Genomic DNA, 22737 nt, shown 5'->3' on the forward strand with positions numbered 1-22737 from the left:
TCCTTATTTTTTATTATTATTCTAGCCGATTCCGCAATTATTAATATGGAATAATTAAAAATTTTAATCATAGTCCGAATTTCCATTATCTGAACATAATATAGCAGGTGGTAAAATCTCAAAAAATAAAATGAAAAATATTGAGGAAAGCCTTATTCGTGCCGGGAATTTAAATGTGAATCCATTAACAGTATATGGTGCTGATGAAATCCCTGCAGGGGCAGTTCCCATGTGTTCTATTGATACTTGTGTGGCTAAAGGGATATTAATGGCAGCATTAGATGATAATATTCCTGCTCTTTATATAGGAAAAGATTCTTTGAAGGGATGTTGTTTAGGGGCAATGAGTTGGCTTGGGTTTGTTGAACCTAATAAATACATTAAATACTTTGTGTCAACGGGACATGATAAATTCAGAAAAGGTGAAGCCGAATATCTAAAAGCAAGTCCTGAAATTTTTGAAAAGTGGAAAGAATATCTTGGTGAAATTAACACCCCAGGTAAATACTTAGTAATAAGTAAAGTTTCTGACCTATCCGCTGATTCAGATATAAAGTCTTTTGTTTGTTTTGGTAATGGGGAATCTATCCGGAATTTAAGCAGCCTTATACATTTTAGAAGCATTAATCCATTTAATGTCATCAGTATGCCCATGGGGCCAGCTTGTGCTACTCTTGTAACATATCCCGCTAGAATGGCTGAAAATACTCCTAAAGGAATGGTATTTGTTGGGCCAGTTGATCCCACTGGAAATTCATGGTTCCCAGCTGACTACATGGCTATGGGAATTCCCCTAGACATGGCAATAAAAATAAATGAAGATTTAGAAAATTCTTTCGTTAATAAACGACCCAATATAGCGTATCCAAAACAAAGGGAGCATATAATTGATTAAATGCCCTAATTATAGTGTTGGAATATATTCAAAAATAAGATGTATTTAATCAATTAATTTTTTTAAAGTAAAATAAATAACAATTGTTAATTATATAAAGGGGTTTAAATATAAGTTGATTTCTATAAAGTGATCAAATTCCCATAGATATTATAAAAAAATATACAAAAAGAAGCAAATGAAAATCATATAAATATTATTAATAATTAAAATCATTCCCTCAAACATTAGGAGAAGTACAATGGAAAGTGCAGATGTAAGATCAGACATACCTATACTGGAAGAAGTCATTTATCTAGATGCTGCGAGTACTGGGCCTACCCCCCAACCAGTCGTAGATGCTATGTGTGATTATTTTTACAATTACAATACTAATACTGGTAGAGGTGCATATTCTCTGGCTATAAAAACCACCCAGAAAATGCAGGAAGCACGGCAAAAAGTAGCCGGTTTTGTTAATGCTCCACCAGAAGAAATAATATTTACAAAAAACACTACCGAAGCCATAAATATAGTGGCCCATGGCCTAAATTGGGAAAAAGGAGACTCCATATTAGTTCCCAATATAGAACATCACTCTAATTTCTTACCCTGGTTAAGGCTTAAGGAAAAAGGAGTAAATGTAAAAGTTATAAAGGCAGATAAAAATGGCATTATAAATCCCGAACAATTAGTAGAATCTATAGATGATACTACACGTTTAATAACAATTACCCATGTATCTAATGCTTTTGGATCATTACAGGATATTTATGAAATAGGAAAGATTGCGGAAGAAAATGAATCCTTGTATATGATTGATGCCGCTCAATCCGTTGGTCATATGGAAACTAATGTGAAGAAAATGAAGGCCAATTTTATTGCATTTCCAGGACACAAAGGAACATTAGGACCTGTAGGAACAGGATTTCTTTATTGTAAATATGAAGACGCGGAAAAATTAGAAGTTAGTGATTTAGGTGGGGGAACTGTACTTGATGTTGATGAAAATAATTACCAGTTAGAAAGTATTCCTGCACGTTTTGAAGGAGGTACCAGTAATATTGCAGGTTATATTGGTTTAGGGGCGTCTGTTGATTATATACAGAATATTGGTTTGAAAAAAGTAGAAAAGCATGGTTTGAAACTAACAAAAGAACTTTATCAGGGGCTTTCTAATGTGGAAAATGTAACCTGTTATGGTGATCCCCAAAATATTTATGGTATCGTATCCTTCAACATAAATAATATACATCCTCACGATGTGGCTAAAATACTTGATGAGGTCAGAAAAATATGTGTAAGAAGTGGTCACCACTGCGCCATCCCTTCCATGAAACATATGGGTGTACATGAGTTAGGAGGAACTGTGCGTGCATCAATACATTACTATAATACTTCTGAAGATATTCAAGCATTAGTAGAAACCGTGGAAGATATCGCAAAAACATTTGGAGTGTAAAACATGGAAAAAGCACAAGCAATAGCCCTTTTATTAATATTCATTATGGTTGTAAGTACCGTAGCTTATGTTCTGATATTATAATTTATCTAAACTCAGCGAATAATTAATTAATATGATAATTATATAACTTATTGGAGGCAAATAATGGTTAATGTGAGAATAGGGGCCGTCGTGGCTGAATTTAATTATGATATAACCCATATGATGCTGGAAATAGCAAAAGAACATGCTAAGTTTTTAGATTCAGAGATAACAGAAGTAATTACTGTTCCCGGAGTTTTTGATATGCCCCTGGCTATTAAGAAACTACTGAAACAAGATGACATAGATGCAGTTATCACATTAGGAGCTGTAATCGAAGGTGCAACAGACCATGACCAGATTGTGGTACAACACGCCTCACGTAAAATCGCCGATTTAGCATTAGATTACGACAAACCAGTAGCTTTAGGAATATCTGGCCCCGGCATGACCCGTATAGAAGCTCATCAAAGAGTAGATTACGGTAAACGTGCAGTAGAAGCTGCTGTTAAAATGTACAATCGATTAAAATAAGTTTTCTTATTTTAATATTTTATTATTTAGATAATTTTTGAAATTTTATTAACTGAATTTGAATTTTTTTAATTTTTATAACAAATATTCTGAAAATTTGCTGTTTAGACCCGCATTTTATTGCTAATTTTTGAACAAAAATATAATTTAATAGTAATAAATTGAAAATTATTTATTTGTTTTTCAAATTGTAATATTTATTTTCAATTACTGACATCAATTTCAAGTGAAACTATATGGATGAAAACTGAATAATAAATTTATAAATCAGAATTCAAGATTTTATTCATATAATATTTAGAATAAATTGCCCCTGCAGGATTATGGGCCAATACCCTATCTTTTACAATTAAAGTAGTCACGGGAGCACGAGAATGTTTTGAAAATAACATATCATGACCTAAACAAATCCCAATAGCAATATTAATATCTGTATCTTTTTTGTTTAATATTTCGGCTTGAGCTAATGGATTGCACAATGATTCCCAAGAACCTCTCTGGATTTTATCAATATCATATTCATCTTTATCTATGCCACAGACCTTGCAACAGACAGAATAAACTTTAAAATGTTTTTCAAGGATTTTATTAATTTTATAGGTTTCTCTTTCCAAGCCTACGCAAAAAGCCAGCCCCAATTTTTTATAATTCATTTTTTTAGAGAAAATGATGATCTCTTCGATGCGAGTTTTCTGCATATAATATCTGGCTTCAACTTCCCCTGCAGCTTTCATTAGACCTATTTCATCATTAGTATAACTATTTCTTACTTTTTCTTTGATATTAGTACAATCTTTATCAAATCGACAGCTTTTTTCTGTGCAAGATGCGCATTTCATGATAAATCACTTTTTAATTAATTAAAGTTGTAAAATTTAAAGTTCGTGATAATATTTGATCTATGACCATGTAATTTTCCTTCATATTAGATATAATACATTAGTCATATATTGATTTCATATATTCTAAAAGGGGTAATATCCCACGATTAATTAATTATTAGAATTAAAAAATAAAAGAAAAAAATATTATTTTTCTAAGTTGATGTTTTAATAGATGATTCAACCTTGAAATTACCTGATTTTACTGCTTTAGCACTCAAAATTAAATAATGATCTCCAATACCTAATGTTTGTGTATGGATATGTTACACTTGAAAATCAAAATTTTATAAAATATAGATTTATTTCTAACAGTTAAATTAATTATTAGAATAAACTAATAAAAGAAATTAATATTTAATAAATTCAAAATTAAGGGATCACCATGGAAATTCTAACTCCTAAAGACTTAAAAGAAAAATTCGACGATCCATGGATCGCCCCCTATCAAAAAGTATTAACAATGGTAGACGGTGATCTGGTGGAAATTGTAGAATATCATCCTTGCTTATCTGGGTCTCACTGGATAGTTCATCAATACCAGCGAACCAGCGAATTGATTTTGAAATCATATAGAGATGGTAACAAACACGTGTTCTTAACTAAAGTGGGTAAAATTCCCTTAGAACTTAAAGCGAGTATAAATGCCGCGGGAATTGAAGAAGTTTCTGTGGAAAATGACGAGGTTAAAGTAGTGCATGCTGGTTTGGCAGGTGCTGGAGTGGGAGCGGCCATGTGTAGAGGAATGGCGCAGGGTGTTAAAAGAGTAGAACTATATGATGTAGGTGGTGGTTCAAAGCTTGGAAAAGCTGCCGTAGTTACTCCAAAAATGGAAAAGTTAGTTCTGGGTGTGGACGACACTGATACAAAAGACGAAGGAGCCACCTGGACCATGGCCCATAATATGGGGATGGAACTAGCAAAACAGGGGTTCCAATATTTAGACCATTTGATAGTCCAACTCTACCCACACAACCCCCATAAAACTCAAAACTGCGTTTCAATAGCCCTTACATTTGCTATTAACCCTGGTGAGAGAGATAAAATAGTGGAAAAAGCTCGCAAAATTTTAAAAGAAAATACTTTATCTGAAAAAACATCCATAGCCGTACTTGACGGACTTAAAATTCCTCCAGAACTGAAAGCGTATGCTGAAAGAGCGAAAAAATCCATGATAAGTGTTGAAGAAGCTGAAGAAATTGCTCGAAAAGTGGGGGTAGAATTAATAGAAGTTACTGGTTCCCAAGGTAAAATAGGGGCTTTAGCTGCTTTAGGATTGTATGATGATGTGGATGAAGCCGTTAAAGTATACTATTAATTATTTTTTTATTTTTATTAAATTAAATCTACTCTTCAAATCTTATGCTTAAAAATCGACCTTCTTCCGCAGGAATGAATCTCATATCTGAAGTGGATTCATTTCCTATCTGTATTTTAATGATGTGATTTTCCCAATAAATATAATAATCATCTTTAATTACCTTATCCCCTATTTGAATGGTTTTGACTTTTTCCCCATCCACATATATGCTGTAAGCTCCTTTTTTGAATATCCCATTAGTTGTAGATACTTTCTTTTTATCTAAAAAAATATCAACCATATATGATTTTTCAACATCATTTTGAATAGAGTATCCATTTAAAATCGTGACATTGGTTATATTTTCCAGCAAAGCTAAGTTTTTCTGAGCATATATTCCATTGAATATTTTTCGAAGATTACTATCTTGTATTACTTCACCAATACTTATATCAAGACTTTTTCTAGCATCTAGCGGAATTCGTAGTATGTTAGTTTCGCCGGGACGTGTTTCATTTAAAGTATAGCTCTCAGAATGAATATATACTTTATCACCATATTGTAAGCCTAGAGTATCTAAAGCCTCTTTAGATATACGTATCAATGTATTTTCATTTTCTAAAGCACTGTCCACTTCATAAGGCCCCCTTACATCAAATGTTCGATTTTCGGTATTGCTTTTCCAAATAATAAGATTCCCCGAATTGGGTTCTATTGATATTTTTCCCTCATCAACATGGACTGCTCCTAAAAGCGTAGAAAGCATGGCAATCAATATAAGCCCTGAAACTAAAATCGGAAAGTGCATATAAGTAAAGGATTTTACAGACTGAATACGTCCTTCTTGACGTAATAAAACATGATAAGAGCGCTTTATTAACTTTAATATATAATAAACAGCCATTATCATCCCAATAATAGATACGATTATCCAGAGGGTTGATGGGACAAATCTTATAAAAAATACTCCAAAAACTCCAAGAGATGCTAGAGATAAACCTAAAATACCCATCCTAATAGATTTTCCCATAGAATCCATCATAGTTACTCGACCATACTCAATTGCGCGATCTACAATAGTACGTACAACTTCATTTGCCACTAAATTTAAATCAGATAGCGTGGACATTTGGTGTTGGATTTCTCCAATATCAACTTCTCTAATATTTAGACCTAAAACATCAGCATCCAGAACTATACCCACATCAACACCATAATCTTCTTCAAATCGTATTTTAGTAAGAGCAGTTCTTTTAGCAGCGAATTGTCCGCTCAAAGGTTGGTCAAATTTTATTTCAGGAAAGAAAAAGTCTAATAATGGTTTTGCGGTTAATTCCGTGACTCTTCCTGCTTCTCTTTTAAATTTAGTTTTGGTTATATCTGCTTTTCCTTCTATAATTGGTCGAATGATGTTTTCAACTTGTTTAGTGGATAAATCCTTTAAATCCGCATCTATAAAAGCAATAATATCCCCTTTAGAATGCTTAAATCCAGTTTTTAATGCTGCACCTTTTCCATGATTATTAGTATGCCTGATTATGCTGGCACCCGCCACTTTAGCCACTTCATAAGTATTATCTGTAGAACCATCGTCTACCACCAGTACTTCATGAACATACTTAGAAGACATTGCTATTTTAACCACATTAGCAACTGTATTTTCCTCATTGTAAGCTGGAATAACAACTGAAACTAGTATTCCAGATTTACCATTATTTTTTGCAGCCATTAGCAAAAATACTATTATTAAAATTAAACAAGACAAATTTTGCACCTCAACCATGAAAAGCTTGAATTTGATAATTAGAATTTTAATGGATTTTTAATCCTTAACTTAAATTAATGTTTCCAATTATCCCCTGTAAATAAATCATTAAATAAATTTTATTATTGAAAGTAATAGTAGATACAGTTAGTTTAATACTGCACATAACTTATTCTTCTTATTCATCTTAATTCCACTTACTTAAATAAGGTGTTGCAATATAAATACATTCAATGATTGAAAGTTTAATAACCGAAACTAATATCCAAGTCAATGCCATGGAGCTAGAATATTGTAATTTTCAAATAGGTGGATAATTGTTATGCAACCAAAAGTGATGATATTACTGGGAAGTGCCTCGGATTATAAAATCGCAGAGAAAGCTATAGAAATTTTTGAACAGCTTGAAATAGCTTATGATATTAGAGTAGCTTCTGCTCACCGTACTCATGAAAAAGTGAAGCAAATTGTGCTTGAATCCACAAAAAGAGGAGTGAAAGTATTTATAGGAATTGCAGGCCTATCTGCACACCTGCCAGGAATGATTGCTGCTAATACACATCGCCCAGTAGTAGGTGTTCCAGTAGATGTAAAGATAGGAGGATTAGATGCTCTCTTTGCCTCTTCACAAATGCCTTTCCCCGCCCCTGTGGCAACAGTAGGAATAGATAGGGGAGAAAATGGAGCACTGCTGGCTGCTCAAATTATTGCTATTCATGACGAAGAGGTTAGAAAAAAAGTTTCAGCCCTCAGACAAGGATTCTATGATAAAGTTCAAAGAGACGAATATCAATTATTAAACAATATTGAGGGTAATTTTTATGCCCCTGAAAAAATTGAGTTTCCAAAACTTGATGATGATATATTCTCATCTTCATCTCAAGAAAGTGATGATTCCCCATTAATAGCAGTTATACCTGGCAGTTATTCAGATATGAAAATTGCTAAAAAAACAACCATGTTCCTGGAAAGGATGGGAATATCCTATGATATGAATGTTATATCTCCAATACGATATCCAGATCGTTTTGAAAAATACATGGCCCGGATGAGAGATGTAAAACTATTCATTGCAATTAGTGGTCTTTCTGCTCATGTTACTGGAGCAGTAGTAGCTTTAAGTGAAAAGCCGGTAATTGGAGTTCCATGCCCCATGCGCATGGGAGGTATGGATGCATTGTTATCAATGGTAAACATGCCCCCAGGTGTACCTGTAGGAACAGTTGGTGTGGCTAATGGGGGTAATGCAGCAGTTTTAGCCGCTGAAATGTTAGGAATATCTAATAAAACCATAGAAAATCGTGTTAAAAGATTAAAAAGCAAATCTGCAGATATTAAATGAAAACCCGTGCCTAATTCTAAAGGGGTAATTACATGAAAGAATTTTTAAAAATTATAGAAGATGAGTTTGGAGTTATTAGAATTGATAAAGAAGTTTCAACAACATTTGAAGCGGCTAAAATTTTCAGAAAGTATCCCAAAGAAACCGTTATCTTAGAAAATATCGCTGAATCTAATATTCCTGTAATTTCCGGAATCTGCAATACCCGAGCCAAAATCGCGACAGCATTAAAAACAGACGTGCCAAATATTACTCACAAAATTATTGAAGGTATGAATAAGCCGCATCCCATTAAAAATATTGAAAATATTTCCAAAAATTATAATACCTCGCAGGCAGATCTATCAAAATTACCAGTACTTACCCACTACCAGAGAGATGGTGGATCATACATAACTTCAGGAGTGATCATTGCAAAAAATCCAGAAGATGGAACCCCTAACGCATCAATACACCGGATGTTAGTTCTTAGTGAGGATCAACTTACTGTAAGGATTGTTCCTCGCCACCTTTACACGTATCATCAGATGGCTGAAGCTCAAGGAAAGGACTTGGATATAGCGATAGCTATTGGAATGAATCCCGCCACATTACTGGCTACAACTACATCTATTCCAATTACCGCTAATGAAATGGAAGTAGCTAATAATTTCCATGAAGGGAACATGAAACTAATTAAATGTGAAACTGTCGATTTAGAAGTTCCAGAATCGGAAATAATTTTAGAAGGAAAAATATTAGCTAACGAACGAGCCAGTGAGGGGCCTTTTGTTGATTTAACTGATACTTATGACGTTGTCCGCCAGGAACCTGTGATTCAGTTGGAAAAGATGCATCTAAAAGAAGATGCTATGTATCATGCCATTCTCCCTGCCGGATTTGAACATCGACTATTACAGGGTCTTCCTCAAGAACCCAGAATATATCAAGCTGTCCAAAATACAGTACCCACCGTGCAAAATGTTGTTTTAACTGAGGGTGGTTGTTGCTGGCTCCATGCCGCAGTATCCATCAAAAAACAGACTCAAGGTGATGGTAAAAATGTTATGATGGCTGCTCTGGCCGCACATCCTTCTCTAAAACATGTCGTAGTGGTTGATGAAGATATTGATCTCTTCAATCCAGAAGATTTAGAGTATGCTATTGCAAGCAGGGTAAAAGGTGATGATGATATAATGATTATTCCTAAAGCTAGAGGATCATCCCTTGACCCCTCCGCCCTACCTGACGGGACAACAACCAAAGTAGGGGTTGATGCCACCAAAGAGCTCAATAAAAAAGACAAATTTGAAAGAGTTAGTTTATCTGAATAAACCTCTTTCTTATTTATGGGGAGTATAGGGAATTAAATTTCAATATCAATTTCAGCCCCACAATCAGGACATTTCTTGTTTTTATCGATTTGAATCTTACCTATCCCATAACCGTCTCGAGGAATTAGTAATTTTCCACAGCCATAACAGTAAGTATTTTCACCATCTAATCCCGGTGCATTTCCAACATAAACATAACGCAGACCTGCATCTAAAGCCATTTGCCTTGCTTTATTTAGTGTTTCAATAGGGGTAGGAGACACATTTTGCATTTTATAATAAGGGAAGAATCTTGTGAAGTGCATTGGAACATCAATCCCTACTTCCTCGGCTACAAAGCGTATTAAATCCTTTAGATTTTCTTCAGAATCATTATATCCTGGAATAATTAAATTTGTGATTTCTAAATGTATTCCTTTCTCACGCATCCATAATATGTTTTCCAGAACAGGTTGCAGGTGGGCATTGCATAACTGCTGATAAAATCCATCGGACATGCCCTTTAAATCCACATTAGCTGCATCTAAATGAGGCCCAATATTTTCCAAAGCTTCTTCACTCATATATCCATTGGTAACGTAAACAGTCTTAATATTATTTTTATGAGCCAATTTTGCAGAGTCAATTGTATATTCCAACCACATTGTTGGTTCATTATATGTCCAGGCTATTGATTTACAGTTATATTTTTTAGCAAGATTTACTGACTCCTCGGGCAGTATTTCTTGTGTGGAATGATTATCGATTTGAGCTTGAGATATGCTCCAATTTTGGCAGTACTTACAAGTTAAATTACATCCTACTGTGCCCAGTGAATAAACTAAAGTGCTGGGATGAAAATGAAATAAAGGTTTCTTTTCAATAGGATCTACTGCAGAAGAAGATACTGATGCATAAATTAAAGAATATAATTTTCCATCTTGATTTTCTCGAGTTAAGCAAAATCCCCTATTTTTTGGTAGAATAAGGCAGTTACGCCGACATACATTGCAGTGGGTTTTTCCATTACTTTTTTCATAAAGAATTGCTTCCTTTTTCATTGCGACCCCCCAGGTGCTGGTAGCCTCCTGGTGGTAAAATATTTGTTTTTCCTTGTTTATCTATTATCTCCATAACCTCACCACTAGTTACTTCACCTACCACATAAAATTCAGTTATTTTTTCAAGTTCTTTTAATGCCTCTTTTTTTGATATCAGAAGTAGTTCAAAGTCTTCACCATAATATAATGCCATTTCAAGGGGTTTTTTATTGAAATATTGTCCTACAGTTACTACTTCAGGAGGTATAGGGATCTTATCTTCATATATTCTCATACCTATAGGCTCATTTGCTGCCTGCATTAATTCCCATAGTTCACTAGCTAGGCCATCAGTTATATCTGTAGCAACTTTTAAAATCCCTGCTTCGGCTACAGATATCCCTTCTTTTAACCTAGCACGAGGATTTAAGGCATAGTTTATTACTTTGTTTATAGTTTCATGTCCAATTTCAGTTTCAATTTTTTTATCCGAGAAATCAGATAATAGGATCTCAAATCCTGCTGCTGCCATTCCAAGGGCCCCCGTTACCAAAATTAAATCTCCGGGTTCCGCTCCTGATTTCATCAATACTGTTTTTTTACTAACTTCACCCATTGCATTTCCACTTAAAACAAGTTGAGGAGATTCATTGGTATCGCCTCCAATGAGTGGAATATGATAGTACTGACAGGCCTCCAGTATACCATTGATTAGATCATCGAAAAACTCGAGTTCCATATCCACCGGAAGGCCCATAGAAATTATTATACCCTTGGGCTGGGCACCCATAGCCGCCAGGTCGCTGACATTAACCGTCACAGTCTTCCATCCTCTTTGTCCAGCAGTCATTTGATGTGGGAAATGAGTATCCTCCATCAACATATCGGAGGTGGCTGCTAAATAACTGGTACCCAAATCTATTAGTGCCGCGTCATCTCCTAAGCTTTCTTTAATCTGAGGATGAGTTTTAAAATAATCTTTTTGAAAAAGATTGGTTTTCTCTATTATCCTATTAATTAGCTTTTTTTCGCCAAAATCAGAAACTAAAAGTTTTTTAAACATTACGATTAGTTTATTGTTTATTTAAAATATAATTTTTGATTCTTAAATTTAAAAAAATGCGTTTTTAATGAGTATAATTAAAAATAAATGAAAATTAACTATCAAATGGAAAAAAAGATTTATAATTTTTAATGAAAAAGAATTTAGTTCAGGGCAGTATTTACCCTGTCTTTAATTATTTCCACCAGCCTGGAATCTGCACCTAATGGCTCGGTGTATATGATTTCTCCATCAAATTGGATTTCTTCATCTTCTTCATCATGGTGACTATGATCATGGCCATGCCCGTGTTCTGAACCATTATCCAGGCCAAGTATATGGGGTATATCCTGTTTAGTGTGGACTCCATGAGCCAGGAATACAGGAGTTACGATAATTTTTTCTACTCCATTTTTGGATAGTTCATTAATGGCCTTAGGTATGGATGGTTTATTCATATTCATAAAACCTACCATAATTGGATAATCCGCTTTTTGCCGGTATATTTCAGCAATTTGATTAATTACTTCTTCACCATAGGGTAATCTGCTTCCATGTCCTACTAATAGTACGCCAATTTTATTTTTTGAGTTTAAACTTGAATCCATAGGATATCACTCCATCGTCACCTTGTTCTCTGATTCTTCTAAATACCATTTCCACATCATCGCCAATTTGGACATCTTCAGGGCTGCAATCCACTACCTGAGTGGTTACTTTTGCTCCTTCTTCTAATTCAACGATGGCCACTACATAAGGAGCTATTTCCTTAAATTCATCAGTGGGTGTGTTAATAACGGAGTAAGTGTATATTTTTCCTTTTCCACTTAGTTTTATATCTTCTAGTTGGCCCTTTCTTCTGCATTCAGGGCAAATTATGCGGCTGGGAAAGAAAACTTTACCACACTGTGCACATTTAGAACCTATGAGATTGTAACGTTGTGGAATATGACGCCATGCTCTTACAGTGTCTGACATATTAATCCTCCAAATTCAATTAGATAAATACATTTTATTTATAAAGTCATTGCTAAAAAATCTGTCAAAATAATTAATAATTCATTAATTATGTTTATAAATTCCAAGGAACTCCTAGAAATATTTATCTCTAAATACTCATTTTATCTTTGAATTCATGGTAATTAAACCCTTTGGTATTATTACCATCTCCCTTAAAAAAATTCTATTATAATTCTTTAATCACTAATTATTTGAATTTAAAGTATTTTAATATTAATATTAAGTTAATAATAATTTATTTTTCTAAAATTTAGTATATTATCCATTTAAAAATTAATTAAAATCTTAATTACCCCCATATATATTTATTATTAAAAATAGTTATAGTAATACTTATATGATAGTATTATTATTATATTTTTAGGTATTAATTAAGGTGGTTATCATGGATCAGAAAGGTTACATTATTGGCGCTACGACTTTTTTAATAATGATTCCAGTAATATTTATCTGTATAAGTTTATTGGATCTATTTCACGAAGAAAATATAATTAATTACCAGTCCATTGAATCAGATTCAATTTCATACACATTTAAAGACATTAAAAGAAATATTCCTATCTTTACACGTCAAATAATAGAAAATAAATCCCTAGAAGTAATAGAAAATAATAAAACAATTAATAATAGCTCACAAATCATCAAAGCAGAGTTAGAATATAAGACCCATAATTTTACAAAAAATTATGATAAATTTAACACATCATATGTGGTTAAATCAATTCAATCGTATTCTGACGATCCATTCTATATTGAAGTAAACAGCAGTTTGTGGATAACACAAGGTCACGTAATTCACCATGAAAACTTCTCACAATTAATCTCAATTCAGGGTCTTAACGATCCGTTACCATTTATTAAATGTAAAAATTATGGAACTATTACTTCTAAAGGGCATACTATCAACTATGGTGATATTCTAGCAAATTATCTAAAAAATAAAGGATTAAATAGTTCTATTTATTATCAAAATGCTACATCTCCACTTATTATAAAAAAATGTCCCTACGAACCATACAGCACCCATGGAAATCTAAATAATTTGAAAAATTGCTTGGATAATGGATTTTTCCATGAAAGTAATGATGGATCTTGTTATTTGTGTAGGTTGGAAGGGAAAGGGAGCTGTTCTCACTATGGAATCGAAACATTCATTCTACCCCCTCCCCTTAATTCATCAAATTTAAACTCTATTAATAATGCATCCTGCTGTATTGATCACGTTATTTTTGGAGAAACAAATTATCCAGGCAAATTGATTAATTATTTCCAAGAAAATGAGAGTGAATACGTTTTGTTTCTTGAAAATGGCCATCAGTCAAAATATGGTATTCTTAATAAAATTAAAGATTAATCATTTAAGAGGATTTCAATGAAAAATATTTTTATTAATCTTAAAAAGGATTCCAGAGGTCTTCTATTTTCCACTGATTTACTTTTTTCTTTAATAATAATTCTGGTCATTATTGGAGGTAGTGCTGATTTAATGGATATAACTAGTAGTAATATGCAGGACCATGTTTTTCGCTCAGGGTTTGAAAAAATAGTTATAGATACTACAGATATTCTGATAAAAACTCCGGGAACTCCAGTTAACTGGGAAGAATCTAATGATTTTAGTATTGTATCCCCTGGCTTAGCAGAAATAGCAGACGATGAGGTAAAAGTCAGTGGGGTGCTGTCTTTGAAAAAAATTATTGCTTTAAAAAAATATATGGTGCAGGAAAACATCTTCCCCGAATACATTGAATCAAATATAGTGATTTATCCTTTAAACAAGAATATTCAGCCTATTTCAATAAAAAATAATACTATTCCTCCTAATTCACAGGAAATAGTCTTAGTTAACCGTACAGTTACATGTGATTTTCAATATATGAACTGCATACTTCAAGTTAACCTGGATAATAACTCAAAAAATCATCAAGAAATTTGCAGCCATCGCGAACATGCCTCTGCCCTCGAGTTAAAAAATTACATGTGGACTTGTAAAAATTTCAAAGTGAGCTTAAAAGACCTTAATTCAAGAGATTATTATTTAATTATGGAACCAAATCAGGGAAATAATGAAGAATCCTGGATTTTAGATAATGTAGATAGCAAAATTAATGAGGAAAATAAATTTAATGGTGCTGCTGTAAAATTAAATGATAAAATTAGTAGTTTAATGAATAGCAAGAATCAAACTTTGCTTTATTTACACATTAAATCTGTTAAAAATGCTGAAAAATCAATTTGTACATATGTTGTTAGTGCACCTAAAAATACATCTCCAGAAGCCATTAAAGAGTATTATGTACATCCTCAAAGATGTTATTTTGTGGTAAGTGCCTGGATTAAATGATAAAAAAGAATATTTGTTAATGATTACTTTTGATTAGTCTTATTTATGCATTCTCTTCTAAGTTTAAGTAATTTTTTCTTGTGTTTTTTCAGATCATCAACATCTTCAGCGATTTCGGGCAATTTAGACAATATACAGTCAACTGTGTCATTACGATGAATCCATTCACAGTTCTGACAACTCCAGACTCCTTTATCACGTATCCAATGCCCCCCAGTTGAAGCATCACCACAGGGATAAAATGGGCAGTAACAGAATGTGCAGTTTTGAGGATGTGCGTGGCAGGGATAGAATTCACATGATTCATTGCATCCTTTAACTGTTTTATCTTTAAAGAAATCCTCATAGAACTCCCGAGCCATTGAATGGATAGGGTATCTGACTACATACCCCCTGGGGGTAATCATATAACCTTCTTCCACATAAGTCATGGAATTTCCTATAATTAATACTGTGGACATGTCAATTTGATCTTCACTCAATTCATCTAATGACGTTACTGTAATTTCTGGAGGCTTAGAACTACTACGGACTAAGCCTACTGGAGTAGAATGGTTTATATTCTCTAAAAGGATCTTGTATGCTTCTCTAAAAGGTTCCTTTCGTGTTTTAGAAATAGGATTATAAAGTGCTATTACCATATCTGCTAATGCGGCATGTTTGATCTTGCGCTTAATTTCAGATAAAGGAGTTAAGATATCGCTCAAACTTATGACCGCAAAATCATGAAGTGGGGCTCCTAAAAGAGATGCACCATAATTAGCTGCAGTTACACCAGGCACAACATTTACCTGAATATCGCTGTATTTGGCAACCAATTGGAAAAAAACATTGGCCATTCCAAAAACTCCAGGATCTCCAGAGCTTATTAAAGCTACATTTTTTCCTTCTAAGTGTTTCTCAATGGCGAGTTCTGCCCTAGCGATCTCATCACCCATGCCTTTTTTAATTATTTCTTTTCCTTTAAGTAAATCTTCAATAGCATCAATGTACAGTTTATAGCCAATCACTACTTCAGAATCATTTATAGCTTCTAAAGCCCTAATAGTAATGTCTTTTCTAGAAGGGCCAATGCCCACAATGTTAATCATGAAATACCTTCCACTTTAAAGTTAATAGTTAAATCTAATTGAATTAAGTATATCTTGTACTATTAGTATAGAGTCTGCCTACTGAAACAATTTTAATTGTATTCACATCGATTTCTACACCATTATTTTTACTTTTACCTGAAGCAGATGCTGTGATGATATAGTTTTCAGTTGGAGTTATAACTATCTGTCCGCCACTTTTATTACCACCAGATTGTGTTTCTTTGTAGCCTTTAGCAGTTATATTTAGACTTATAACTTCTTCAGATGTATCCCCATAAGTGGTAACATTTATAGACTGCACATCTACTCCATTTAATTTTGATTTATTTTTCAAAGACTCGGCGACAAGATCCATATTGGTTACATTAAGTGACTCGGGAGATCCTATCAACACATCATTCACACCTTCACCAATAGCTAAAAGTGCAGATATACGATCAATTTGCATATCAATCAATTTTTCAACGTCTGGGGCTTCAGATGTTACTATAGTATAAGAGGCTATTAATCCTGCTTCAAAAAAAACGAGGAAAAACGCCAGGAAAAGTATAAATTTAATAATTCTTGACAAGAGACCACCTTTTAATTTTATGATGGGTATTAGTAATTTTTTATAAAAATTTTATTGAGTTCTTTAGATTTTAAATAATATATAATTTAAATTTTATTAATTCACAGAAGTTTATGATTTAAATTATTATAGATGATTATGTTTATTAGACCTATAATATTTTTTAAGCCTTACATCAATCTCTTAACAGTTCAGTTATTTTTCATGAGACATAAAGTTATGGTTATATCTGAGTAATTATAAATAAAATTAAGCAAATGAAAGTATGAGAAATTAAAATTTATAAATATTAAGTGCTTAATTCTCAAACAATGATGTTAAATTTGTTAGTTTAATAAAAAAATTATAGATAGATTATTATGAATCACAAAATCTTGTCAAAGTTTGCCGATGCTGAGATATTAATTAATGATAACGCTTTTGATAAAATTAATTTATTAGATGATCCGGTTGCAGTATCTTCTGCATTGATAGCAGATATAATTAGCCAGGGTAAAAAAACCAGGGATTTAATAATTGTAAGTACAGAGATGCTGGATACTTTTTTGGAAAAGAATAACATAGAAATTTCATCTAATGAAAAAAAAGAGTATTTTTCACAAGATATAGATACTCAATCCATGGAAAATGAAGCAATAGATAAAATAGAAAATAATTTACGGTTAAAGCAAGAATTAATTGATAATAATTCAATTTCAGAAGAAATATCTAATAAAATTGATGAGATTGTGAGTGAAATACCCTCGGAAATACAAGCAAAAACAAAACCAATTAAAGAAGTAGAATTCAATTTTGAAATAATACAAGATACCAGTAAGAAGTCTTACACTTGTGGGGATATCAAAGATATGATTTCCTACTTCAATAATAGATATCATAGAATAAAAGATATTCTGGTTAAAAGAAGAGAATTAAAAGATTATTCAAATATTGCTGATATTTTCCAATCTAAAGATGTTGTAAAAATTATTGGAATGGTTAAAGATCTCAGGACAACTAAAAATAACCATAAAATACTCGAAATTGAAGATGATACTGGTGAAATCAGTGTATTAATACATAATGACAACCATAAACTCTTTGAAAAATCAGAGATGATTGTGAGAGATGAAATATTGGGAATAATTGGAAGTCGAAAAGGTAACTTTGTAATTGCTTCTGAACTGATACACCCCGGAGTTCCAAGAATAGAAGAAAAGCCCATGAATTTTTCAACAGTATTTATTTCTGACGTCCACATTGGCAGCTGCACTTTCCAGGAAGAAGCCTTCAACAAATTTATCAACTGGATAAATGGAAACTTCGGAACCCCTGAGCAGGTGAAAATAGCAGAAGATGTAAAATATTTAATTGTTGCAGGGGATATTGTAGATGGAATAGGAGTTTATCCTCATCAAGAAAAAGAACTGACCATAAAAGATATTACCAAACAATACGATGAAGCTGCCAGATTATTTGGTGAAATAAGAGAGGATATAAAAATCATAATCGCTCCTGGAAACCACGATGCTTCTAGAGTAGCTGAACCACAACCCGCAGTTCCCGAAGAATATGCAAAATCATTATATCAATTGAAAAATGTTGAATTCGTCAGCAACCCATCTATAGTAAGTTTAGATGGGATTAAAACTTTAATATATCACGGAAGAAGCTTTGATGATTTGGCAATGACTGTCAAAGGATTATCTCACGAAGAATCTGATCTGATAATGAGAGAACTATTAGAAAAAAGACATATTGCACCTATTTATGGTGAAAGAACCCCTCTAGCATCCGAATTAGAGGATCATTTAGTTATAGATGAAATTCCAGACATTTTTCACACAGGACACGTGCATATCAATTCCTATAAAAAATATAAAGGAGTTCATATGATAAATTCAGGAACATTCCAATCTCAAACAGAGTTCCAGAAGATTTATAACATTATTCCTACATGTGGAGAAGTTCCAGTTTTAAATCGAGGTAATTTTAAACTATTAAAATTCAATTAATTTTATTAATATCTTTTTTTATTATAAATATAACTAGAATAAATTATGTTAATCAAATCATGACTGAATATTATCTTGGGAGGATTTAAATGAAAAATCTGGTGGAAAAAGTGGTAAATGCTTCGCATTATGTTTTTAATAGAAAATTAGTTTCAGGTAAAGCGGGTAATGTTAGCGCAAGGTTTAAAGATAAAGAACTAGATGTTATTGCCATCACTCCCACGGAAACTTCCCTTTTAAATGTCAGTCAGGAGAATATTGTTTTAGTAGATTTAGATGGAAATTTATTGTCCAGTGGTAATCCTTCTTCAGAATTATTTTTACATTTAGAAATTTATAAAAAAAGAGAAGACGTAAAAGGGATTGTACATACCCATTCACCTTATGCCACCGGATTTTCATTTTCTAATAAAAAAATAAAAAGATTAGAAGGTTTTGGTAAGATAAAAAATCAGTATTTAAATGAAGTTAGATATTCAAAGCCTGGAAGCAAAGAATTAGCAGATAATACAGCTAAATCATTATTAGATAATGATATCGTTGTCTTAAAAAATCATGGGATAGTGAGTATCGGCAGCAATATTTCTGATGCAGCAGCACTAGCTGAATTTATAGAAGAAAGTGCTAAAACTCAATTTATTACCCATATGTTAAATAAATAAGGTTTATTTTAAAAAATAATATAAAATTAATTTTAATTTTAATTTTAATAAAAAGAAGTTATAATTAATGAAAATTAGGATTTTATAAAATTTTTGATGGGAAAAGTTTAAAATTAATTTAAATTAGTTCCTAATGGACTCTAATTCACTTAAAATTTCCCAAATTAATGTTCGTGCATGTATAGGAATGTTTGGATCATTACTGATTTCATCCAGCTTAGAAATAACAGTACTGGCCCTTACAGTAGAATCTTCATCTTCTTTATTCAATATGTCGTTTGATTCTTCAGCAGCCCTTCTTATATTACGCGGGACACTGGTATCTTCCATTATGTGTTTTAAAATTGCAGAAACGCGATCAAATGCTTCATTACTCATAATAATTCCTCCAAATATAAATCCTAGAAAAATATATCAGATTAAGTGTTATATCCAATGTGCTTTATATAACTTGATTTAAATAGGTTTTGGTTACAAAATTATTGTATTGATAAATTATTTTTAGGATAAATATAATAGAATAATGCAAGCCTTTTTAAATAAACACACTATTGAGCAATAGCAACTGCTATAGTAACACCATTATAAGCAGTTTTCTTAAAAATTAACTTAGAGTTATCACCAGCTGCAATAAGCGCACTAGGCTCACAGATTCCAGGAACTCCAAAATTTTTATCTACAAAATCCGAAAAGGAACATTGATTTGAGTTAAAATTTTTTATATCTGCGATTTTAATTATATGCAAAGGTTTTTTTAGTTGAACAGCTGTTTTTAAAATTCCTTCTTCCTTAGATTTAATTTCAGCCGTGGCCAGTGCATCAATTCTATCAATAGATATATCTAATAAATAAAATGTTTTTTTAAGAGCACTGAGGACCAGATTATGAGATATATTCTTGCGGCTTCCTATACCTACTACTAATTTATAAGGCTTCAAAAAAAGTCTGGACTCAGCATTAGTTACTATTGCTTCAATTCCATCATGATTTACATTTGATTTATCATCTAAATCTAATATTTCATAAGTTTTCTCAAAATAGGGTTCATTTAATAAGTATTTTATATTGTTTTTACTCATTAATTTTATTTTTTCCCCATGGAGAATTTCTCTGTTGAAAAAACGGATTTGATTTGGATTCTTTATTTTCCAGTAATATTTTCTGGCCAATTCATCAATTCCTATTAATCCATTAACATCTGTTGCAGTGGTTATTACAGGGTTTGAATTTAAAAAATCACTAATTTTATAGGATAATTGATTAGCACCACCTAAATGTCCAGATAGTAAACTAATGATATTATTTCCTTTTTCATCCATCACTATTACTGCCGGATCTGTAGTTTTAGTCTTTAATAGATCAGCTAAATTTCTAACCATTATCCCTGTGGCCATGATACCAATTATAGCATCATATTCTGAAAAAATATTATTTAAAGTTGATTTTATGTTTTTATGAAAAGTATCCACTTTAAATATAGTTGAATCTTCAAGCAACATTATTTTAAGATTTTCAGCCAGGGTTTTTCCAGATTCTGTAAGTGAAATAATTGCTAAGTTCATATTAATCATTATTTTTATGAAAAAATATTACATGTTATTCAATAAGATCTGACAGTTTATTTTCAAATATTAAAGTAAATTATAAACACGATCATTATATAAATTTAATTTCAGGATTTTTTTACACTGGAAGTGGTGGTCTCCTAAAACGATACCATGTGCATTGCCTGAAAAATAATGAAGATTATCAAGCTTAAAATAATCAAATACAGTGAAATTGTAGTTTTAGTGAGTTTAATGGCATTATTGATTGTTTCTATATTTAAATCGTTTATATTATCGCCAATTGTATAAACATTAATTTTTTCAAGTTTTATATCCAGAGCACCAGCTACAGCTGCCATTGAGTAACCGGAATTAGGGCTTGGAGGTTTCCTGGCGTCTCTCAACATTATACGGTAACTATTTCTCCAGTTCATTTTCAGCAAAAAAGCAGACAATACCACTATTAAGCCCGTGATACGGGCAGGTATATAATTCAAAAGATCATCTATATTTGCTGGGAACCATCCAATAACCATCAATTCTTTAGTTTTATAGCCCACCATAGCATCCAGTGTATTTATAACTCGATAAAACATGGCACCTGGAAGTCCGAATAAAAATGCGAAAAATAATGGGGATGCTACAGAATCAGTTATATTCTCAGATAAACTTTCTATAGTGGCAGATATAAGTTGTTCAGAAGTAAGATTTGATGTATCTCTGCTGACTAAATATGAAACAGATTTACGAGTCTTATCCAAATCAATTTGAAGTTCATCCTCGATTTTCTGTGAAGATTTAATTAAAAATTTTATTGAAAAAGTAGATGATAGTAAGATAGTGGAAATAGTAAATGTTAAAATTATATGGTTTTTAGTTAAATTAAGTATCAATAAAGTTGAAAGCACAAATATAAGAGATATTATTAAAGTTAAGATGAAACCAGATATTTTATGATTTATTTTGATTAAGTGAGTTTTGAATAGATTAATTATATTTCCCATCCAGACTACAGGATGCAAGGCTGAAGGCAATTCGCCAAAAACAACATCTAAAGCAACGGCTGAAAAAATCATCAATAATATTAAAATTTCCATGCAAGTTTATTAGAAAGCTATTAATATTAATGATATGTATTTTAAATAGAAATAAAATCAGATAATCATTTATAATTTATTAGGGGATTGGTGAGCAATGACTAAAATCGAAGACAACATACAAAAATGGATGGCGGACGAAGGATATTTCCGTCAAAGAGTTCCAGACGATACTGCAAACTTTCACTTTATGGTTAACTACCCTGAAGGACATGTTATAGACATAATTCAACCAAAGGGAAAAGTAGATATGGTTGTTATTGGATGTGCTACAAATGTAAGCCCCGAACATTTGAATGCAATGCAAAAAATATCATATGATGAAAGGGAAGAATTTATTTGGGAATTCAGATTCACATTGAATAATTTCCTAGTGGATTTCCAACTACAGCACCCAGATAATATTTTACAAAGTTTTGTTGTTAGTGAAGAGATATATGAAGATGGAATGAATAAGGACAGGCTCATATCAACTGTAAAAAGAGTATTTAGAGCTAAATTACAAGGTCTGTGGAAAATACAGCATAAATTTGGCGAAGTAGAAAAAGACGAATTCCATTCAGATAGTATGTACGTTTAAAGAATTATTAAATCTTTTTTTTCTTTTTCATTATCTCCTAAATAAATCCTGCTGTTTAAGGGAGAGGAGTATTTCAAGTGTAAATATTTTTTCTTACCATAGATAAATTACCTGAGAGATATGTTTCAAGTGTAAAATTCAATTTTTTACATTTAATTTTTAATAAAAACTATTCATATTTTATTAGTTTCTATGAAAGTGAGAGGTATACTTCCAGTGTAAAAAAATTTAAATGATGGTATCTTCAAGGAGAGAGGTGTACTTCCAGTGTA

General features: G+C 32.1%; 22 protein-coding genes. 11 read left to right on the forward strand and 11 right to left on the reverse strand.

Annotation, left to right across the window (positions count from 1 at the left end; genetic code table 11):
* The first annotated feature begins 130 nt into the window (after positions 1-130).
* The 3 genes from MXE27_RS04010 to ribH all read left to right on the forward strand — a co-directional run bounded on the left by MXE27_RS04010 (position 131) and on the right by ribH (position 2894).
* A complete protein-coding gene (locus MXE27_RS04010) occupies positions 131-895 on the forward strand; it encodes a DUF169 domain-containing protein (RefSeq protein ID WP_248611117.1) in 765 nt (254 codons plus the stop codon).
* Between the two features lie 241 nt (positions 896-1136).
* A complete protein-coding gene (locus tag MXE27_RS04015; protein WP_248611118.1) occupies positions 1137-2336 on the forward strand; it encodes a cysteine desulfurase in 1200 nt (399 codons plus the stop codon).
* 147 nt (positions 2337-2483) lie between these two features.
* Complete coding sequence (gene ribH / locus MXE27_RS04020; RefSeq protein WP_248611119.1) at positions 2484-2894, forward strand: 6,7-dimethyl-8-ribityllumazine synthase; 411 nt, start codon at positions 2484-2486, stop codon at positions 2892-2894.
* A 260-nt stretch (positions 2895-3154) separates the two neighbouring features.
* Here ribH and MXE27_RS04025 read toward each other — a convergent pair whose 3' ends face one another.
* Entirely contained in the window at positions 3155-3733 is a 579-nt protein-coding gene (locus MXE27_RS04025; RefSeq protein WP_248611120.1) for a DUF1847 domain-containing protein, read from the reverse strand.
* Between the two features lie 427 nt (positions 3734-4160).
* On the opposite strand from MXE27_RS04025, the gene mmp11 reads away from it, so the two are divergent.
* Complete coding sequence (gene mmp11, locus MXE27_RS04030) at positions 4161-5093, forward strand: methanogenesis marker protein 11 (protein WP_248611121.1); 933 nt, start codon at positions 4161-4163, stop codon at positions 5091-5093.
* A gap of 28 nt (positions 5094-5121) precedes the next feature.
* Here the strand turns inward: mmp11 and MXE27_RS04035 are convergent, their stop codons facing one another.
* The gene (locus MXE27_RS04035; RefSeq protein ID WP_248611122.1) at positions 5122-6840 is read right to left on the reverse strand and encodes a glycosyltransferase; all 1719 of its coding nucleotides are present in this window, start codon (positions 6838-6840) and stop codon (positions 5122-5124) included.
* Between the two features lie 322 nt (positions 6841-7162).
* On the opposite strand from MXE27_RS04035, the gene purE reads away from it, so the two are divergent.
* Positions 7163-8182, forward strand: coding sequence for a 5-(carboxyamino)imidazole ribonucleotide mutase (purE, locus tag MXE27_RS04040; RefSeq protein WP_248611123.1), 1020 nt, complete (start codon positions 7163-7165; stop codon positions 8180-8182).
* Between the two features lie 32 nt (positions 8183-8214).
* The gene (locus tag MXE27_RS04045; RefSeq protein WP_248611124.1) at positions 8215-9495 is read left to right on the forward strand and encodes a UbiD family decarboxylase; all 1281 of its coding nucleotides are present in this window, start codon (positions 8215-8217) and stop codon (positions 9493-9495) included.
* A gap of 32 nt (positions 9496-9527) precedes the next feature.
* Here MXE27_RS04045 and amrS read toward each other — a convergent pair whose 3' ends face one another.
* The 4 genes from amrS to MXE27_RS04065 form a co-directional block, all read right to left on the reverse strand.
* Entirely contained in the window at positions 9528-10535 is a 1008-nt protein-coding gene (gene amrS, locus MXE27_RS04050; RefSeq protein WP_248611125.1) for an AmmeMemoRadiSam system radical SAM enzyme, read from the reverse strand.
* On the reverse strand, positions 10510-11577 hold the full coding sequence (thiL, locus tag MXE27_RS04055; RefSeq protein ID WP_248611126.1) for a thiamine-phosphate kinase: 1068 nt from the start codon (positions 11575-11577) through the stop codon (positions 10510-10512). The genes amrS and thiL overlap by 26 nt, the downstream gene beginning before the upstream one ends.
* 143 nt (positions 11578-11720) lie before the next feature.
* On the reverse strand, positions 11721-12164 hold the full coding sequence (gene cfbA / locus MXE27_RS04060) for a sirohydrochlorin nickelochelatase (protein WP_248611127.1): 444 nt from the start codon (positions 12162-12164) through the stop codon (positions 11721-11723).
* Positions 12136-12534 carry a Zn-ribbon domain-containing OB-fold protein gene (locus MXE27_RS04065; RefSeq protein ID WP_248611128.1) on the reverse strand — a complete coding sequence of 133 codons (399 nt, stop codon included), beginning with the start codon at positions 12532-12534 and terminating at the stop codon, positions 12136-12138. The genes cfbA and MXE27_RS04065 overlap by 29 nt, the downstream gene beginning before the upstream one ends.
* Before the next feature lie 427 nt (positions 12535-12961).
* Between MXE27_RS04065 and MXE27_RS04070 the strand changes: the two genes are divergently transcribed.
* Positions 12962-13930: a hypothetical protein gene (locus tag MXE27_RS04070; RefSeq protein WP_248611129.1), complete on the forward strand. Its 969-nt coding sequence runs from the start codon at positions 12962-12964 to the stop codon at positions 13928-13930.
* An 18-nt stretch (positions 13931-13948) separates the two neighbouring features.
* Positions 13949-14920: a hypothetical protein gene (locus tag MXE27_RS04075; RefSeq protein ID WP_248611130.1), complete on the forward strand. Its 972-nt coding sequence runs from the start codon at positions 13949-13951 to the stop codon at positions 14918-14920.
* 23 nt (positions 14921-14943) lie between these two features.
* Here the strand turns inward: MXE27_RS04075 and cobJ are convergent, their stop codons facing one another.
* Positions 14944-16011 (reverse strand): precorrin-3B C(17)-methyltransferase, encoded by a 1068-nt coding sequence (gene cobJ / locus MXE27_RS04080; RefSeq protein WP_248611131.1) that lies wholly within the window; start codon positions 16009-16011, stop codon positions 14944-14946.
* A gap of 43 nt (positions 16012-16054) precedes the next feature.
* Positions 16055-16585: a hypothetical protein gene (locus MXE27_RS04085; RefSeq protein WP_248611132.1), complete on the reverse strand. Its 531-nt coding sequence runs from the start codon at positions 16583-16585 to the stop codon at positions 16055-16057.
* A gap of 359 nt (positions 16586-16944) precedes the next feature.
* Here MXE27_RS04085 and MXE27_RS04090 point away from each other — a divergent pair, with 359 nt between their 5' ends.
* Both MXE27_RS04090 and MXE27_RS04095 read left to right on the forward strand, forming a co-directional pair.
* Positions 16945-18579 (forward strand): DNA-directed DNA polymerase II small subunit, encoded by a 1635-nt coding sequence (locus MXE27_RS04090; RefSeq protein ID WP_248611133.1) that lies wholly within the window; start codon positions 16945-16947, stop codon positions 18577-18579.
* Positions 18580-18668: 89 nt separating this feature from the next.
* The gene (locus MXE27_RS04095; protein WP_248611134.1) at positions 18669-19241 is read left to right on the forward strand and encodes a class II aldolase/adducin family protein; all 573 of its coding nucleotides are present in this window, start codon (positions 18669-18671) and stop codon (positions 19239-19241) included.
* Positions 19242-19364: 123 nt separating this feature from the next.
* Here MXE27_RS04095 and MXE27_RS04100 read toward each other — a convergent pair whose 3' ends face one another.
* From MXE27_RS04100 to MXE27_RS04110, 3 genes are all read right to left on the reverse strand, one after another.
* Positions 19365-19619: a stationary phase-response protein gene (locus MXE27_RS04100; RefSeq protein WP_248611135.1), complete on the reverse strand. Its 255-nt coding sequence runs from the start codon at positions 19617-19619 to the stop codon at positions 19365-19367.
* A 170-nt stretch (positions 19620-19789) separates the two neighbouring features.
* Positions 19790-20803, reverse strand: a complete 1014-nt coding sequence (locus MXE27_RS04105; protein WP_248611136.1) for a cobalt-precorrin 5A hydrolase — start codon at positions 20801-20803, stop codon at positions 19790-19792.
* Positions 20804-20946: 143 nt separating this feature from the next.
* Positions 20947-21864, reverse strand: a complete 918-nt coding sequence (locus MXE27_RS04110; protein ID WP_248611137.1) for a cobalamin biosynthesis protein — start codon at positions 21862-21864, stop codon at positions 20947-20949.
* A gap of 118 nt (positions 21865-21982) precedes the next feature.
* Here MXE27_RS04110 and MXE27_RS04115 point away from each other — a divergent pair, with 118 nt between their 5' ends.
* Entirely contained in the window at positions 21983-22465 is a 483-nt protein-coding gene (locus MXE27_RS04115; protein ID WP_248611138.1) for a DUF2299 domain-containing protein, read from the forward strand.
* The last annotated feature ends 272 nt before the right edge of the window (positions 22466-22737 follow it).

This window comes from Methanobacterium alcaliphilum (assembly GCF_023227715.1).
GTDB classification, from domain to species: Archaea; Methanobacteriota; Methanobacteria; order Methanobacteriales; family Methanobacteriaceae; genus Methanobacterium_E; species Methanobacterium_E alcaliphilum.